This window comes from Xenorhabdus sp. XBWT (assembly GCF_059072735.1).
In genome coordinates, this window is record NZ_CM180990.1 from 136,485 (window position 1) to 153,462 (window position 16,978).

Consider the following 16,978-nt stretch of genomic DNA (forward strand, 5'->3'; position numbering starts at 1 on the left):
CGCTATTTCCCCTGAAACTTTGGCTGACGTTTTTCAATGAACGCACTCACTCCCTCACGGAAGTCTTCACTGTGTCCACATTGACGTTGTAAGTCGCGTTCGAGGTCAAGTTGTTGCTCTAAGGTATTGCTGGCTGCGGCGTAAGTGGATTGCTTGATGCAGCCAAGTGCCACTGTAGGCTGGGCAGCTAAATGTTGTGCAAGTTCCCGGGTTTTATTCTCTAACTCCTCAGGTTCGACGACTTGCCAGATCATGCCCCATGCCAAAGCTTGTTCTGCGCTGATTTTTTCTCCCAACAATGCCATTCCCATTGCACGGGCATGCCCGATTTTATAGGGCAATAACCAACTGCCGCCGGAATCTGGTGTCAGGCCAATGCGGCAGAAGGCCTGAATGAAGCTGGCTGTGCGGGACGCGATCACAATGTCGCAGGCTAGTGCAAGGGAGACACCAGCCCCTGCTGCAACACCGTTGACGGCCCCGATAATGGGCTTGGGCAAGGAAGTCATGCGTCGGATAAGCGGATTGTAGTAACGTTCAACAGATTTGCCGAGGTCGGGAATGTCGCCATCAGAAATAACGGTGTTTCTATCATTTAAATCTTGTCCAGAGCAGAAGCCGCGTCCGGCTCCTGTAAGCAGAACACAGCGCACTGATTCATCCTGTTCCGCAATATCCATTGCCTTACTTAATTGTTGATGCAATTCCTCGTTAAAACTATTGAGATATTCTGGGCGGTTAAGTGTGATGCTCAGGACCCCAGCCTCAATATCGGTGAGTACCACGGGCATGTTTTCCATCTATCAAGATCCTTTAAATGTTGGTTTACGTTTTTCCAGAAAGGCAGCAATGCCTTCCTGACGATCGGTCGTACCCGCAAGGGCGACAAACTGCTGGCGTTCGGCGAGTAACCCTTGTGACAGGCTGGTTTCCTGTGCGGTTTTGAGAGCGGCTTTGGCTGCCCGCAGTGCCAGCGGGGAAAGTTCACTGATGCGTTGGGCTATCTGTTCGGCACGTTCTAACGTCAGGTCATCGGTGCACACTTCGCTGACCATTCCCGCTTGTTGTGCCTGCTTGGCGTTGATGGACTCACCCGTCAGTATCATCAGGGAAGCCAGCGCCTTGCCGACGCTGCGGATGAGACGCTGCGTCCCACCCGCCCCCGGTATCAGCCCCAGAGTGATTTCCGGCAAACCAAAACGGGTACCTTCCCCACAAATCACCAGATCACAGGCCAGCACTAATTCACAGCCGGCGCCAAGGGCGTAGCCATTGACCGCTGCAATCAGGGGTTTGTTAATGTTGTTTAAGCGTTGCCAAAGTTGTGGACGGCGGTCTGTCATGGCTGTTGCCACGGTCTGTTGTTGTAGTTCTTTCAGATCAGCCCCTGCCGCGAAAAAGCGCGATGAACCTGTAATAACAATAGCACCTGTGCCTTCATCTTCATCTGCCTGTTCTAACTGCCGGACAAGCAGTTCAAGGCAGTCATTGCTGAGGGCGTTACGCACTTCAGGACGGTTGAGGGTCAGAGTGCGTACTCTTTGCTGCTGGCGGCATAAAATCCATTCCTGACTCATATTCGTTCCTCATTTATGCAATGTACTTAAACTATGCAATGTACTTAAACGCAATGAACTTAAACGTCAAAATCCACAACTACGCCATTGCTTTTCGGCCATGACTGACAGCTTAAGATATAACCGGCAGCCAACTGATCGGGTTCGAGGCTGTAATTGACATGCATATCCACTTCACCGGATTTAAGCTGGCATTTGCAGGTCGCGCATACGCCGCCTTTACAGGCGTAAGGCAAATCTGCGCCTTGGCGCAGGGCAGCATCGAGAATACTGTCATCTTCGGCGTTCATGGTGATGTTGAAGGTGCGTCCATCCAGATGAATTTCGACAGGGATATCGCTGCGTTCAGCAAGATTGACGGAGCGGGGACTTATCTGGGTGCGTCCGGTATTGAAACGTTCACTGTGGATATATTTGGCCGGTATTCCCGCTTGTTCCAGCGCAGAGTGGGCATCATCCAGCATAGCTTCCGGCCCACAGAGAAAAGCGTGGTCAAATTGGGAAAAATTGAGCAGGGTTTTGCCGATGCGGTGCAGGTGTCCGGTATCAATGCGTCCGTTAAACAGCGGGCTATCGGTTGTTTCCTGACTGAACAGGTACAGTGCTTGAAAACGGCTCAGGTAACGATTTTTAAGATCGGAAAGCACTTCTTTGAACATGACCGAACGGCTGGTGCGGTTACCGTAAATCAAGGTGAACGTGCTATCCGGTTCCAGTGCCAACGTACTTTTGATGATTGATAGAATCGGTGTGATACCGGAACCAGCGGCGACAGCCAGATAACGCCCTTGTTGGGTGGCAATGGGACGATGGCCAAAGTTGCCTTGTGGCAGCATAACTTCCAGTTCATCGCCAACTTTCAATTGTTGGTTGATAAAAGTCGAGAAACGACCCTGATAGATGGCTTTGACCCCAATTTGCAATATACCATCCAGCGGTGAACTACAGATGGAATAGCAGCGGCGCAGCTCTTCACCGTTCACCCGGGCCTTAAGTGTCAGGTGTTGGCCCGGTTGATAGTTAAAATGTTTTTTTAGCTCACTGGGGACATGCAGCGTGACGGTCACGGCTTCCGGTGTTTCTCGTTCAATGGCAGAGATACTTAAGCGGTGAAAGCTATAACGGTGAAAGCTATGTGAACGTGTTTGATGAGAAGTAACCATCTTCTGTTCCCTTGTTAAATACATTTGAAATAGTCAAACGGTTCCAGACATTGCTGACAGCGATAAAGGGCTTTGCAGGCGGTGGAGCCGAATTCGCTGATTTTTTCGGTTTCATGGCTGCCACAACGCGGGCAGGTGATGGGTTCCGCATCAGTTCGTTTTTCACAAACCAACCCTTGGGGTGGGGCTATGCCGGATTCTCGCAGGCGTTGTCTGGCATCTGCATTCATCCAGTCGGTTGTCCACGCGGGTGTCAGGCTTACCTCAATATAGACGGGGGAAAAGCCTGCTTGTGTCAGTGTGTTGCTGATTTCGTTGAGCAAAAACTCCGTTGCCGGACAACCAGAATATGTCGGGGTAAATGTCACCCGCCAGCCCGATTGCAAGGGCGTGACAGTGCGTATCATGCCGAGGTCGGTAATGGTGAGCGCGGGCAGTTCTGGGTCGGCAATTTGGTGCAGGCATTGCCAGATCTGATGGACTTCCGGCTGCTGTAATGTTTTCAGTTGCTGTTCCATCGTCCCCTCCGCGTTTTATTACCAATGACAGTCAGGGTAAGTACGTTGCAGGTATTGCATTTCTGCTAGCATGTATCCCAGATGTTCTGTGTGCAGGCCTTGCTTGCCGCCTTGTCGGTAAGGTGATTCCGGTGGCATTTCTAAAGTGGCTTCTGTGAATGTTTCGCTGACGATTTTCAGCCAGGGTTTATGCAGGGTTCGGGGATCAACGGCGATACCCTCTTCAGCCAGCCGCTGCTCTATTTCGTCACAATGGAACAGTTCGCCGGTAAAACGCCACAGTTGATCGAGCGATTGCTGGATTTTTTGGCGGCTTTGTTTCGTTCCATCGCCCAGACGAATCATCCAGCCCCGGCTGAATCGCAGGTGATATTCCACTTCTTTCAATGATTTGTTGCTGATGGCGGCCAGTTGGGGATCACGGCTTTGCCCCAGAGCCTGATGCAGCAAAAAATGATAGGCATCGATAAAGAACTGGCGCACTAAGGTGTCGTTAAAACCGCCGTTGGGCTGTTCCACCAGCAGCAAGTTGAGAAATTCACGTTCATCACGACAAAATGCCAGATGATCCTCATCGAATCCTGTTTCTGAAAGAGTAGCTGCATAGCTGAGAAAATGACGCGCCTGCCCCAGCAGGTCGAGACCGATATTGGACAGGGCAAGGTCAATTTCCAGCTCTGGTGCATGACCGCACCATTCGCACAGGCGTTGTGCCAGAATTAATGGTGTATCTCCCTGACGTAGCATGTAATTAAACAAATCATGGTTGAGTGATGAAACGCTGTGTGTATTCATATTGCCGTTCCCCTACATGTTCTTGATGCCATCAGGGATGGTGTAGAAAGTCGGATGACGGTAAATTTTATTTTCCGATGGCTCGAAAAAAGCGCTGCGGTCTTCGGGTTGTGAAGCCACCAGATAAATGGACTTCACTACCCAGATAGAGCAGCCTTCATTACGACGGGTGTAAGCATCACGCGCGTTTTCCAGTGCCATTTGATCATCTGCCGCATGGAGGCTGCCGACATGGCGGTGAACTAACCCCTGTTTACTGCGGACAAAGACTTCATACAGTGGCCAATCGGTATCGTTCATTAGCTTTATTCTCCTGTTCCGATTCTGTTCAGATAACGCAAAAAATGAGTTAGGTGAACTGGTTAGGCGAACCGTGCAGCACGTTTTTTGTCAGCTATTTTTTTGGCATGAGCAGAAGCGGCTTCGCGTACCCAGCTTCCGTTTTCCCAAGCCCGCCGTTTGGCTTCCAGCCGCTCGTGGTTACATATGCCCTGTCCTTTCAGCACTTGATAGAATTCGCCCCAGTTGATTTCACCAAAGCGGTAATGTCCGGTTGCTTCATCCCAAGCCAGTTCCGGGTCGGGCGCGGTCATACCCAGCGCTTCCAACTGGGGCACCGTGTTATCAATGAATTTCTGCCGGAGTTCATCATTACTAAACCGCTTGATCTTCCAAGCCATGCTTTGGGCGCTGTTGGGCGAATCGCTGTCATTGGGACCGAACATCATCAACGTCGGCCACCAGAAACGGTTGATAGCATCTTGTAACATCGCGCGTTGGGCTTCACTGCCATTCGCCAGAACCATGACGGCTTCATAACCTTGTCGCTGGTGGAAGCTCTCTTCTTTGCAGATTTTCACCATTGCGCGGGCATAAGGACCGTAAGAAGCTCGGCACAAGGCGACCTGATTGACGATGGCTGCGCCATCCACCAGCCAGCCAATGACGCCAACATCCGCCCAGGTAAGTGTGGGGTAGTTAAATATAGAGGAGTATTTCATCTTGCCATCTAATAGTCTTTGATAGATATCTTGACGAGTACACCCCAGTGTTTCGGCGGCACTATAGAGATACAGCCCGTGCCCTGCTTCATCCTGTACTTTGGCGAGCAGCACGGTTTTACGGCGCAGTGTCGGTGCCCGGGTGAGCCAGTTTGCTTCCGGTAACATGCCGACCACTTCCGAGTGTGCGTGTTGACTGATCTGGCGTATCAGGTTCTGGCGATAGGATTCAGGCATCCAGTCTTTAGCCTCAATGGATAGATCCGCTGCGATCCGGGCATCAAAATGTGCCTGAAGTGGGTCAGTTGTCATGTTGGACTCCATTTATGATTCTTATTTTATGTTTTTAAATTAAAAAACGAATCACTTTTAACTGTAAATTTATAAACTGTTAACAAAAATATCAAATGTTAATGTTGTATATTTGTCGCCCTCATCACAATGTTATTTTTAATTAGTTTAAAAACATATGCTTATTTTTTTGTTTTTAGATGGGGTAATAATATAAATCAGGGATAGAATGAGAATGTTTTAATTTTGTTGTTCTTTCTGGTGGTCTTGTTACCGTAAAATATGATACATAAATATCATGCTGTTACTTAATAATTGATTCATTAATGCGATTGATGGAGAAAAAAATGCAACAGTTAACGAGTTACATTTGCGGAACTTGGGCTTATGGGCAGGGTAATACCAGAACGATTCATCATGCGGTAAGCGGTGAGGCCTTGTATCAAGTTTCTTCAGAAGGTTTGCCATTGGCAAAGAGTTTAGAATATGCCCGTGAAAAAGGGGGGAAGGCGCTGGCGGCGATGACGTTCCAGCAACGTGCGCAGATGATGAAAGCAGTTGCAAAGCATCTGCTTGTCAACAAAGAAGCATTATATGCTATTTCGACAGAGACGGGGGCGACCCGTTCAGATAGCTGGGTGGATATTGAAGGAGGGGTTGCGACACTGTTCTCTTATGCCGGATTGGCAGGACGGGAGTTGCCGGATGATACCCTGTGGCCGGAAGATGAGATGATCCCGCTGTCCAAACAGTCTCAGTTTGTGGCTCGACATGTACTGACTTCCCGTCCCGGGGTCGCTCTGCATATTAATGCTTTTAACTTTCCCTGTTGGGGAATGCTGGAAAAATTAGCACCAACGTGGATGGCAGGTATGCCGGCGATTATTAAACCTGCAACAGCATCCGCTCAATTGACACAGGCGATGGTGAAAATGATCATCGACAGTGGTCTGGTACCGGAGGGAGCCTTGCAGTTGATCTGCGGGGGTATCGGCGATCTGTTTGATCATCTTGATTATCAGGATGCCATAACTTTTACAGGTTCAGCCCGGACGGGGCAGGCGCTGCGTACTCATCCTCGTCTGATAGAGAAATCCATTCCCTTTACGATGGAAGCTGATTCTCTCAACTGCTGCATTTTAGGCGGGGATGTGACTCCTGAAATGCCGGAGTTCGGGGTATTTATCAAGGAAGTTGTCCGCGAAATGACCGTCAAAGCTGGGCAGAAATGTACCGCTATCCGACGGATTATTGTGCCTGCTGATCAGATGGAAACAGTAAAAGAAGCGTTACTCAAGCGGTTGTCCGGTGTGGCAATCGGTGATCCTGCTTTGCCAGAAGTTCGCATGGGGGCGTTGATTAATCTAGAACAGCGTGATGAAGTACAGTCGAAGGTCAATGAATTATTGAATAGCGGCTGCAAGCTTTTATGTGGCGGTTCACTGGACAAACTGGTGCTGACAGGTAACAGCAACAGTAATGGCGCATTCTATCCACTTACTCTGCTCCATTGTGCTGATCCTATGACAAATCAGGTGGTACATAATACGGAAGCCTTTGGGCCAGTTTCTACGCTGATGGCATATCAGGATACTGAGCAGGCCATCACATTGGCAATGATGGGGCAAGGGAGTTTAGTCGGCTCACTGGTGACAGCGGATGAGCAGGTGGCTGTCCAGGTCATCCGTGCAACCGCGAGTGCCCATGGCCGTATGCTGGTTCTCGATGAAGCAGCTTCTGTGGAATCCACGGGGCATGGTTCCCCACTGCCCATGCTGGTACATGGCGGCCCGGGACGTGCGGGAGGCGGTGAAGAATTGGGGGGATTGCGTGCGGTGAAACACTATATGCAACGTACTGCGATTCAGGGAAGCCCAAGCATGTTGGCTGCGATTGGCCGTGAGTGGGTCCGTGGAGCGAAAGTGAAAGAAGATCCGGTACATCCGTTCCGTAAATATTTCGAGCAGCTTGAGATAGGTGAAAGTCTGTTGACGGCGCGCCGTACTGTTACCGAAGCGGATATCGTCAACTTTGCTTGCCTGAGCTGGGATCATTTTTATGTCCATATGGATAAAATTGGCGCGGCTGAATCTCTGTTCGGCGAACGCGTTGCTCATGGTTATTTTGTTGTATCGGCTGCTGCGGGCTTGTTTGTTGATGACTTGGTTGGCCCTCTACTTGCCAACTATGGCATGGAAAACCTGCGTTTCATTGAACCCGTCAAAATTGGCGATACTATTCAAGTACGTCTGACGTGCAAGAAGAAAATTAAAAAAGCCCAGAAAACACCAGAAGATAAACCACATGGCGTCGTGATGTGGGATGTACAAATTCTCAATCAGGAGCAACAACCTGTGGCGCTTTACAGTATCCTGACTCTGGTAGAACGGCAATTGGGGGATTTTGCCGCGTCGGTATAGGCAATAAGTAAACCTGAACGCGTTTAACGTCAGGAAATAGAACAGCCTGAGGAAAGTCTCAGGCTATTTTCAAAAATGTCGTCATTACTTTGTCAGGTTTTAAGGTGAATGGATCTTCATCTGAGTATTTTTTCTTGTTGATGTTTGACCATTAGCCCGTGTCATCGACATTATTAAAAATGATATTATTCCCTGCCCAGAAATAATGAATTTTTTTGGGATACCCATAGTATTCTTCCTCTTTGCTTTGCAAGTAATTTAAAATATTAAGGGTCTGTCATTAATTAGATAAATTTACTGAATTGACTGAGGTATAAAATTGATGATAATAGAAACTGATGTATTGATGAGAGAAGTGATGTACGCTAATTCACTTGTTAACGCCTGATGATGTATTCTTTTCTGGTATTGTTGCTCAAAAATAGTGGGTAGATAATAAAAACAGATGAAATACCTTATGTAAATACTTTATGTAATGCAGTAACAGGTGGTGTGTCAGTTATCTGGTTTTTCAATTGAGTTATAATCAGGCGTTATAATTTTTTATTCTCTTAGCTAATACTTTCGCTTTCTTATCTTGTATGGATTTATTTATTTTTGCCTTGACCACTTCGTTGATATTGATATTTACTGTTGTCATGTTAATATTTTCATTACTATAATCATTTTTATTGAAGTGTCGATATTCTGAAAAAGTGATCGGGTAAAAATTATTGGAAGCGTCAAGATAAGTTAGTTCATCTTTCTTATTATAACCCAGTTGGTAACTATGATGGGAAGGATTAAATGGGTGAACATTATCTAGTGTATCTGCATAGTAATTATCATTGTCTTCCCTGATGTAATCAGTAATAAATCTCATCCCATTAATAAAAGATCGTGGGTTTCTTATTTCTTCATTTAGCCAATCTAATGTTAATTTAGACGCTTTTCTTAAAAATGCAGAAATAAAGCTTTTTATTATATAGTTATTTTCATTTTTATTTGTATAGATTGTCACAGTCGTATCAAGATCTACCAAGAATCTGAATCCTTCTTTATCTCCTTGACTAATAAATGTATCAAAGGCTTTATCAATTGGGGAAATGCGGTTTTTATCTGGATTTTTTAGACAATAAATATAGCTGTTATCATCGAATTCAGTGTAACCATTAACTTTGATATTGGGTGGTGAATTACTTAGATTTTTATTGAGAAATCTTGACTTATAGTCACCTTTGATTGAATCTTTGGCACTTTTTCTTATCAGACTTTTGCTTATCGATAACCGCTCTTTATTTTGATATAGAAATTCAAGCCAATTATTCAATAAAACTTCTGAGACACTTTTTGTAATCAGCATGTTTTTGTTATATTCATTTTCATTGAGGGTTCTTGTTATATTATAATTTATAATGTTTTTATGGTATTCTGCCATTCTCTTTTTCACTTTCAGTGTATTTTCGAAAAATTTTCTTATTCCTATTTCACCCTCTAAAGATAGAGCCATAGTTAATGAATTTAACGTAACGTATATATTATCTTTATTCACGTTTTCTTTACCTGGAATGACTGATTCATGGATATATCTACGATTCTCATCTAGCATTCCATATAGAAAAATGATGTTTTTTGGCATATTTCCCTCTCAATGATTTTATTTATATATTTCGTATTTTAAATTACAGTTTTGTTGGCTTTGCTGCATTCTGAAATCCATTGGATATATATTTTAATCGGGTAAGTAAATAATAGGCAATGATTATGCTGTTTCCATATTTTTCGATATATTCTCCAGATACATTAATATAAAAAAGTGATGTTCGTCACATTATATGAATAATGATTTTATATCTGCTATCTTTCAAGTAGATAGGTATTCTTTAGATGATTGGTCTCTTGATGTTAAGGTTTATTTGAGTTTCTTGCTTCTAACATTTTAATCGACAGCTTTCCTGTAAAATACGCATCACGGTATCTGCACCACTGCGATTAGGATTGATGCGGATCATGTGCTGTTCCAGTGTGGGATCTGTTTGGCGAAAAGTACCGGAAATACGGTAAAACAGAGGGGGAATTTCGAATTTTGATTCTGCACCCACCGGATAAGGCAGTGCTCCAAGTGCATGGGATGCAGTAAGCACGCTTTCTGCGATAGGTTGGTGAAATTCCACTAATAATACTTTCGATTGCGCATTAGCAAGAAACGCCTGTTTTACTTGTGATAATTCTCCCTGATTCAAACGAGTGACCAATTCGTTGTTAACTTCTGCCTGCACTGCGTGTGTAACTGGCGCAAAGACCATGCCACGCAAGGCTTCCATTGCTTGATAACCTTGTATCTGGCAGCCACCGGAATACATGCTGTGGCGCAGGTTATCAATGGCGGCCTGTTTTCCAACAACAAGCCCAACGCCTTGTGGCCCCAATAATTTAAAGCAAGAAAATGTGGAAAGAGCCGCACCGTATTCACAACCAATTTGTGCCGTTTTCATGGCTGCATAGTTATCATCCACCAACGAAGGAATGTGGTGCTGATTCAGGATATCGATCACGTCTTGCAGGGAATAACGGTCAGACATCTGCTGGCGAGTGTGCTGGACAAGACAGGCTTCAGGTTGGTATTGCCGGATGGCAGTCACAATGTGTTCTGTGTGATTGAAATCTGCCCGGACGATGTGAATCCCCATTTGTTCAATCGACACTTTAGTTGTGGGATAAATCGGCGCATTATGCACAAGTAATGTAGCGTTGGGGCTGACTAAAGCAGCCAGCCCCGCACGCAATGCCCCTGTTCCTGCCCCATTGACAAAGGCCGCTGCTTCAGCACTGAAAAACTCTGCAATGACTGCTTCAATGCGTCGGGTCATCCGTGGCTGGTGAAGATCTGGGACTAACCCCAGATCACCTTGAGAAAGAAAATCAGCCCCCGGAAAGTGACGACAGATAATATCCACCAGCCTGAATTGTTGCTGTTGTGCTTGTGCCATCGTCATACTTTGTAATGGGTAGGTTTTCATTTGCTTATTTTATTCCCAGCAGAAAGAGCAAGTTTGCAAGAATACCGACGGTAATCGTTGCGATCGGGCCGATGGCCATTTCTACTAAAGGTCGTTTGGAAGTACGGTTGAGCAGATAGATACCCGCTACGATCATAAAGCCCATACCCGGCAAAATGGCATTAGAGGCAATCATAGCACCAACCAGCAGGGCCACTTCGAGCATTTTGGTGATCGCGGTACGAATATGTCCGCTACACGCTTTCACACCAGGGTATTTATCCAGCCAGATTGCGATTTTCGCCAACAGTTGGATTTCGATGAACATGGTGATACCACCAGCGACAAAGGCAATCCACGGATTGTTGGTTGCCAGACCCGCGACAAACACGAATTTCATGCCATTCGGGCTGTAAACACCGGTGGCTATGGCTGTTGTTCCTACCAATGGGATAAATCCAATAGCACGCGCCAGTGCTACCAGCAATGCGTTGGTTTGCTCGCCTTGTGCCATTAATTGCAGAGAAACAGGGCCTTCCGCCAGTAGGCTGAAGGACATGGTTGCTGCACTGGCAGTCAGCCCGCCACACAGGATCAGTAACCATTTGTTTTTCTGGATGCGTTCTATGCGGGTTGAAAATAGTCCGACCAAGACTTCATTAGAGCCTTTTTGTTCTGCGGATTTGGCGGGACGTTCACGCATGGCAAAATAGAACATGGCAATCATTGATAGCAGCAGCGCTGCACCATTAGGATCGATACTGACGGGCTTTTCGATCATACCGCCAAAACTCAGTGGGCCAACCGCTTTGGTCGCCAGATAGCCCACCAGCGCGGTGAGCATAACCAAAAGTCCTTTGCGATAGCCATATTGGTAACCAACAACCATCGCCGGGAACAGGGCAAAACAGGCTATAATCGGATCGCCTACTTTCTTGAGATCGTCGGTGAAATTTACTGGCAGCATGGCAAAGAGTTCTACTACCGAACGCAGACCAGCCAGCAAAGCGATGGCATACAAGGCACCGATAACACCAGAGGCAACAAATCCTCTTCGGCTGTTGGCACACCAGATACCTATCATATCAGTACCAAGTAACAGGCTGTGAACCAGAACAATTGGTGCGGTAAGAGAAAAAGGAATGCCAAAACCGACAACTAAACCAATGCTCAGGGCAAAGCTGGTTGCGGCGAGCACTTTGCGGCTCATTCGGCCTTCAAGGTATTCCGGCAGGAGAGGACGCAGGCCATCATGAAAAACGGCGATACCACGGTTTGCCATCATGGCGGCAATGGCACCAATTGTGGCCAATAGTCCAGCCTTGAAAGGGTCAACTTCCATCAATCTCATCAGGAACTCATGAAGATGTTGCATAATAGGCTCCTTACAGTGAGATGAGGGTATTGATGATCACAGGCAGGACGATATCAATATCTTGCCCTGTAAAACCAAATGCTTTTTTGCCCGCTTTTACATGGGTAATTATCTCGTCATCAGATAGGATCTTACCTGGCATGCCGATAGTGGCACATTGATTCAAACCGATGAGAGCAATTGCCATTGCCAGTGCCCCACCACCACCCGTGTTACATGCACCAAAATAGTAATCCGCCTCGCCATTCTTAATTGCTATCGCCGCTTCAATGTCATGCATGATGGTAATGGAAGTGGCTTTGTCTCCTGCCAATTGACGAATACCTTCCGCGATCGCCTCTTTCTCTATTTGTCCACCAACGACAAATCTCATGTTGTTATCCCTCTCTTTGTATCTTCTATCGGATTGTTTTTAGAAATTTATACACTTCGTCTTTCAAATTGCCTCTTTGTTGGCTGCGCTCGCTCACCCCGGTCACATAGTTATCTATGCTCCCGGGGATTTGCTCTCTTGCCGTCGCGATGCAACTTGAAATCCATTGTGTATATACCCGTCGTCTTTCAAATTACAACTTTGTTGGCTGCATCTTGAAATCCATCGTGTATATGTTTTATAAATTTAAGTTTTTACGTGCTGTGCTGGAAAAAACGCGCAGGATTATCACGTAACATTTGGTCTATCTGCACTTGTGAAAACCCCGCATCCAGCAACATGGGGGCGAATACAGTTAACAGGTAATCGAACCCATTTCCCCCATTGCGTTTTAAATGAGAACGGCGGGTGATATCTTGGGAAAGCATGACTCGGTCAAGTAATCCACACTGGGTGATTTTCTGCAACATGGCAATACGTTCACTGTCTGGATAGTAATTATTTTTACCGATCGTATCGAATTGCACCCATGCCCCAGCCTCCAGTAATGGAATGATGGTGTCCAGATTGTCTCTCAAATCGCAATGACCGATGGCTATATGTTCAGGAGGTACGCCAAATCCTGCCAGCAGAGCCAGTTGTTCACGTCCCATTGTGCTTAATGTGGTATGGGTAGAAATGGGGCAGCCTGTTGCCAGATGTGCCCGTGCCGCCGCCGCAAATACTTTTTTCTCATCTTCCGTGATTTGCCCAAGGCTGGAACCAATCTCTGCGATTATTCCTGCTTTTAATTTGGTGCCATCAATGCCGATTTCTATTTCTGCGATCATGTCATTGGCTATCGCTTGTACACTCAGTTCGTTGAAATGGGAGGGGAAAAACGGCTGTTTATAGTAGCCTGTCGAGGCAATGATATTGATGCGGGTATCACGCATTAAATTCAGCATAAAAGCCGGATTGCGCCCCATGTAACGGTTGGTCATCTCCACTATATTTCGTACCCCGAGGGTGTAGAGATGGCGAAGCTCATCTACGATAAGATCGTATTGATCCAATCGGCAATCTAAACTGCCTTTTACACCAAAGAGATCGATATGCAAATGTTCATGTACATAGGTATAGCCTGATGCGTCAATACTGCTATTTGTTTTTACTGCTGAATGATGATTAACAGCCTGATTTTTTGATGAAGATTGCAGTGTGTCACCCCCGATGTTCAACTTGATATCCCGCTGCTCAAGTGTGCCTTCAACTGCATCAATGCTGGATGAGGAATACGAAGCGGAATGTGTGGGTGTATCCCCGGTCTGTTTTTAGTATTTCATGATTATTTTCAGAATTAATGAATTTATTTCTCTTTTATTTTTCAATGTTCAGGTAACAAATTGAAATCTATTGGATATAAATGGCTATTCCACAAAATAGCCACTTCATCAACATCCTATAAAATAGTTGTGCAGAATCATGCGGGAAATCTACTATAGCTAAAATAGCATTATTTAATAGCGGAATAATATTATATGTAATACCTATTACTGGGGATTATTAAGCATAGCCACTATTTTTCCAATTTCCCTGACTGTCATAAATTCCTTCAAGTTTAGGGGAGTTTGTCTGAATTCCTGAAACAAGGGCTACGTCGCTGCGGGTCACGAAAATCTGGGTGCGGAAGCACATGATCACCGGACTGCCGATAGGATGTGCGCCTGACAATGGGAGATGATAGTCAATATAAGGATCGCCCAGATGTAATATGCGCACTGTCTTAGGAGAGATTGCATACTCAGGGAAAACCAGGGCATGTTTCATATGACCACGTTTATAGTAACCACCACCATAGCAGTAGCTGTTGCCATCATAGTGATGTGAAATTTCAGTGACATAAACCATCGCGATATGTTCTGGCTCCCGACCACTGATATTGGCGGGAATTGTGCCGGTCAGAGCATGGCCTGGCTCAAGGTGGGTAGCCCCGTATTTGGCCAGTAGTGGGATGGTGCTACAGCTTGAGGCAGAAGGTGCGTTGATTTGTGACAGTTTAATACCGAGTTGCTCAAGCCGATTTTGTGCACGAATCAGGGTGAGTAAATTAGTGGTAGGCAGAGTTGTTTGATATCGCGCGTCCCATGATAAACAAGGGAAATGAGTCAGGCCGCTCAATTTAATTCCTGGCATCTGTTTTAAGGCATCTACAACAGCGTCAAGTTCATTAAAGGTGATGCCAGCTTCCTGACAGGGAAAGACGGTATCACGTTTATCAAATACTTTCAGCATCACGGGCTGAACTCGTCCTAATTTTTCCGCCGCGTCCGAAATGGATTGTGCTTTTTCAAGAGAAAATACCGTGATGATATCCGGGTTATGCCTGAGCATGGTTTCTATCAAGTGTGTCGGTATCTGCACTAAGTGGCCGATATGACATAATGGTATACCATGCTGGCTCAGGCTATAGGCTTCTCTGAAATCAACTGCTACGGCTCCGCGATAGCCAAGCTCAATCAACTTTTTAGTCAGCCACGGATTACGCCCAATTTGTTTCGTCATCAAATAGAGTTCGATACCGTATTGTTCCGCGACTTTCAGCAAACGGCGACCATTATCCAAAACCTGATCGACATCAATGATATAAGTATCTGGCAATATTACGCCCTGTTGCCAAAGTTTTTTTGCAACTTCAATTAATTTGGGGTTCTGTTTTTTCAATGAATCAATAAACATAGGCTTCCCTTCGTATCTGCAAAGCTGCAAGGCTGTGTAAAATCAAAACGTTCTGTGGATTCATTAATCTTCATTTTTTTGAATATTTATGGAGTAATCAAATGCTAATTTCTTTCGCCCGAAAGTATTAAACCATATAAATTTACTAACAGATAGCCTTCTTCGTTGGGGGGCAGCGTTACTGTAAATTTTTCAATGAGGGAGCGGTGAATTGCGATTAATTGATCGTAGAGTTCGGATTGTTCAATATTAGCCAGTATCGTTTTGTCCAACGGAGAAACTCTTTCACCACGGCGCGAACGCATGAAAGCACTTGCCATGTGGGTCAGTGCCATTTCACCTTGTGGATGGCGGACAGGAATGAGCCAGATATCTTCCAGAGTATGCACAACATCCAGCATGTTATCGTAGATATCTTGATCGATGACGCCACCTTGCAGCAGGATAGTTAGCCGTTGTTCTATCATTGCTTTTTGTTATATGCAGGTGTTAATAAGCTGTTTATTTTGGCTGATCGAGTTTCAATAAATAGGTTCGATGATGCCCGCGACTACATTTTGTTGATGGCTCAGCAATACGTCCCGATCAACCATAGTATGCAGGAGTTGCTGAATGGGGATATTATCCTTGCGGGCAAGGATAACGGCTTCAGAGGCTTTGATAAAACACTCGCTATCGTCAGGGAGTTGTGTCATCAGACCTTGTGCGAGCAATTCATGGCCTTGTCCAACGTTCCAGATAGCCGCATCAATGTGGCCTTTTATAATTTGATTCAAGCATTCATGGTAGGAGACCTCGACCAATTCAATCTCCTTCCCATCAAAGTACTGATTTGTCATTATTTTTTGGTCTGCCGAGGTACTATCTAACCCGACGCGGCGAATAGATTCCATTTCGCCATGACGAAAGATTAGCCTATGCCTGTCTGTATAACTTTGTGTCCCTAGTGAAAGCGCAATATATAGATCTTTATTTTCTGGATGTTGCTCTGCGGCAAGTCTTGATGTTACTGCTAAGTCGTAAACACCACTCAGTAAACATTCAATGCGTATGTCTGAACCCCGCATATGTGCAAAGTAAAAAGGAACCCCTGCACACAATGCTTTCAGACCACTTGCCAGCCCTTCATAAGCGCGGGTATAAGGAAGCGGCATCGCACAGACCACATTGCCGATATCGGCATACTCCAAAAGCAGTTTGTGGTTTATCTGTGCAAGAAAGCTACCATTACGACCTCGACGCTTAATTCCAACCGCCTGTGCTTGTTCGAGAGATTTTAATGCTGACTGCATTAAACCCACGGACAAACCACATTCTTTAGATAATAATTCTATGGTTTTCAGCCGGTTGCCAGATTTTTCTGAGAGGAGGTAACGAGCTAAAAATGCTTGTGCAATCCCCTCTTTTTTAATGAATGCTTGACTCATCATTGCAAGTTTTTATCCGTTCTTATTTATCTTCATAAAATTGAACATAAATCGCAATAAGCGAATTAAAGAAAGCGGATTAATATCACAATTACAAAAAAAATGAAAATTTAAAAATTAATAAAGTCTAATATTATCAATATTTTGAATATATATTTTAATTTGGCTCTGAAGATATAAAAATCATCTCTGTGGAAGAATATAAGGGAGATAAGGACATTATCTCTATTTGCCTGCTATATTTTTATGTCTAGATAGTGATTTTTGCTGTGCTATTTATCACGTTACAGAATAGTTAGCCTATATTCTGCACCTTATTTTTGCATGAATCAATAAAATATC

The 16,978-nt window shown here is 45.2% G+C and carries 16 protein-coding genes; 1 reads left to right on the forward strand and 15 read right to left on the reverse strand.

The window, feature by feature from the left end; all coding sequences use genetic code 11:
• Window positions 1–2: 2 nt before the first annotated feature.
• The 7 genes from paaG to paaA all read right to left on the reverse strand — a co-directional run bounded on the left by paaG (window position 3) and on the right by paaA (window position 5,366).
• Window positions 3–800 (reverse strand): 2-(1,2-epoxy-1,2-dihydrophenyl)acetyl-CoA isomerase PaaG, encoded by a 798-nt coding sequence (gene paaG / locus AC5JQI_RS00575; protein WP_493913360.1) that lies wholly within the window; start codon window positions 798–800, stop codon window positions 3–5.
• Between the two features lie 3 nt (window positions 801–803).
• Window positions 804–1,577, reverse strand: coding sequence for a 2,3-dehydroadipyl-CoA hydratase PaaF (gene paaF / locus AC5JQI_RS00580; RefSeq protein WP_493913361.1), 774 nt, complete (start codon window positions 1,575–1,577; stop codon window positions 804–806).
• Window positions 1,578–1,636: 59 nt separating this feature from the next.
• A complete protein-coding gene (gene paaE / locus AC5JQI_RS00585) occupies window positions 1,637–2,740 on the reverse strand; it encodes a 1,2-phenylacetyl-CoA epoxidase subunit PaaE (protein WP_493913362.1) in 1,104 nt (367 codons plus the stop codon).
• 14 nt (window positions 2,741–2,754) lie between these two features.
• Window positions 2,755–3,258, reverse strand: coding sequence for a 1,2-phenylacetyl-CoA epoxidase subunit PaaD (gene paaD, locus AC5JQI_RS00590; RefSeq protein ID WP_493913363.1), 504 nt, complete (start codon window positions 3,256–3,258; stop codon window positions 2,755–2,757).
• Window positions 3,259–3,276: 18 nt separating this feature from the next.
• The gene (gene paaC, locus AC5JQI_RS00595; protein WP_493913364.1) at window positions 3,277–4,053 is read right to left on the reverse strand and encodes a 1,2-phenylacetyl-CoA epoxidase subunit PaaC; all 777 of its coding nucleotides are present in this window, start codon (window positions 4,051–4,053) and stop codon (window positions 3,277–3,279) included.
• Between the two features lie 12 nt (window positions 4,054–4,065).
• Complete coding sequence (paaB, locus tag AC5JQI_RS00600; RefSeq protein WP_092552587.1) at window positions 4,066–4,353, reverse strand: 1,2-phenylacetyl-CoA epoxidase subunit PaaB; 288 nt, start codon at window positions 4,351–4,353, stop codon at window positions 4,066–4,068.
• A gap of 62 nt (window positions 4,354–4,415) precedes the next feature.
• Window positions 4,416–5,366, reverse strand: coding sequence for a 1,2-phenylacetyl-CoA epoxidase subunit PaaA (gene paaA / locus AC5JQI_RS00605; RefSeq protein ID WP_493913365.1), 951 nt, complete (start codon window positions 5,364–5,366; stop codon window positions 4,416–4,418).
• Window positions 5,367–5,692: 326 nt separating this feature from the next.
• On the opposite strand from paaA, the gene paaZ reads away from it, so the two are divergent.
• A complete protein-coding gene (paaZ, locus tag AC5JQI_RS00610; RefSeq protein WP_493913366.1) occupies window positions 5,693–7,765 on the forward strand; it encodes a phenylacetic acid degradation bifunctional protein PaaZ in 2,073 nt (690 codons plus the stop codon).
• Between the two features lie 526 nt (window positions 7,766–8,291).
• Here the strand turns inward: paaZ and AC5JQI_RS00615 are convergent.
• The 8 genes from AC5JQI_RS00615 to yhfZ all read right to left on the reverse strand — a co-directional run bounded on the left by AC5JQI_RS00615 (window position 8,292) and on the right by yhfZ (window position 16,639).
• Window positions 8,292–9,383 carry a hypothetical protein gene (locus tag AC5JQI_RS00615; RefSeq protein ID WP_493913367.1) on the reverse strand — a complete coding sequence of 364 codons (1,092 nt, stop codon included), beginning with the start codon at window positions 9,381–9,383 and terminating at the stop codon, window positions 8,292–8,294.
• A 292-nt stretch (window positions 9,384–9,675) separates the two neighbouring features.
• Entirely contained in the window at window positions 9,676–10,764 is a 1,089-nt protein-coding gene (locus AC5JQI_RS00620; protein ID WP_493913368.1) for an aminotransferase class V-fold PLP-dependent enzyme, read from the reverse strand.
• Window positions 10,765–10,768: 4 nt separating this feature from the next.
• Window positions 10,769–12,118 carry a YhfT family protein gene (locus AC5JQI_RS00625; RefSeq protein ID WP_237385756.1) on the reverse strand — a complete coding sequence of 450 codons (1,350 nt, stop codon included), beginning with the start codon at window positions 12,116–12,118 and terminating at the stop codon, window positions 10,769–10,771.
• A 10-nt stretch (window positions 12,119–12,128) separates the two neighbouring features.
• Window positions 12,129–12,491 carry a DUF2620 domain-containing protein gene (locus AC5JQI_RS00630; protein ID WP_275384492.1) on the reverse strand — a complete coding sequence of 121 codons (363 nt, stop codon included), beginning with the start codon at window positions 12,489–12,491 and terminating at the stop codon, window positions 12,129–12,131.
• A gap of 254 nt (window positions 12,492–12,745) precedes the next feature.
• Entirely contained in the window at window positions 12,746–13,627 is an 882-nt protein-coding gene (locus AC5JQI_RS00635; protein ID WP_493914577.1) for a phosphotriesterase-related protein, read from the reverse strand.
• Between the two features lie 409 nt (window positions 13,628–14,036).
• Window positions 14,037–15,209 carry a YhfX family PLP-dependent enzyme gene (locus AC5JQI_RS00640; RefSeq protein WP_493913369.1) on the reverse strand — a complete coding sequence of 391 codons (1,173 nt, stop codon included), beginning with the start codon at window positions 15,207–15,209 and terminating at the stop codon, window positions 14,037–14,039.
• 104 nt (window positions 15,210–15,313) lie between these two features.
• On the reverse strand, window positions 15,314–15,676 hold the full coding sequence (locus AC5JQI_RS00645; RefSeq protein ID WP_493913370.1) for a PRD domain-containing protein: 363 nt from the start codon (window positions 15,674–15,676) through the stop codon (window positions 15,314–15,316).
• A gap of 54 nt (window positions 15,677–15,730) precedes the next feature.
• Window positions 15,731–16,639, reverse strand: coding sequence for a GntR family transcriptional regulator YhfZ (yhfZ, locus tag AC5JQI_RS00650; RefSeq protein ID WP_237385760.1), 909 nt, complete (start codon window positions 16,637–16,639; stop codon window positions 15,731–15,733).
• Window positions 16,640–16,978: the final 339 nt, after the last annotated feature.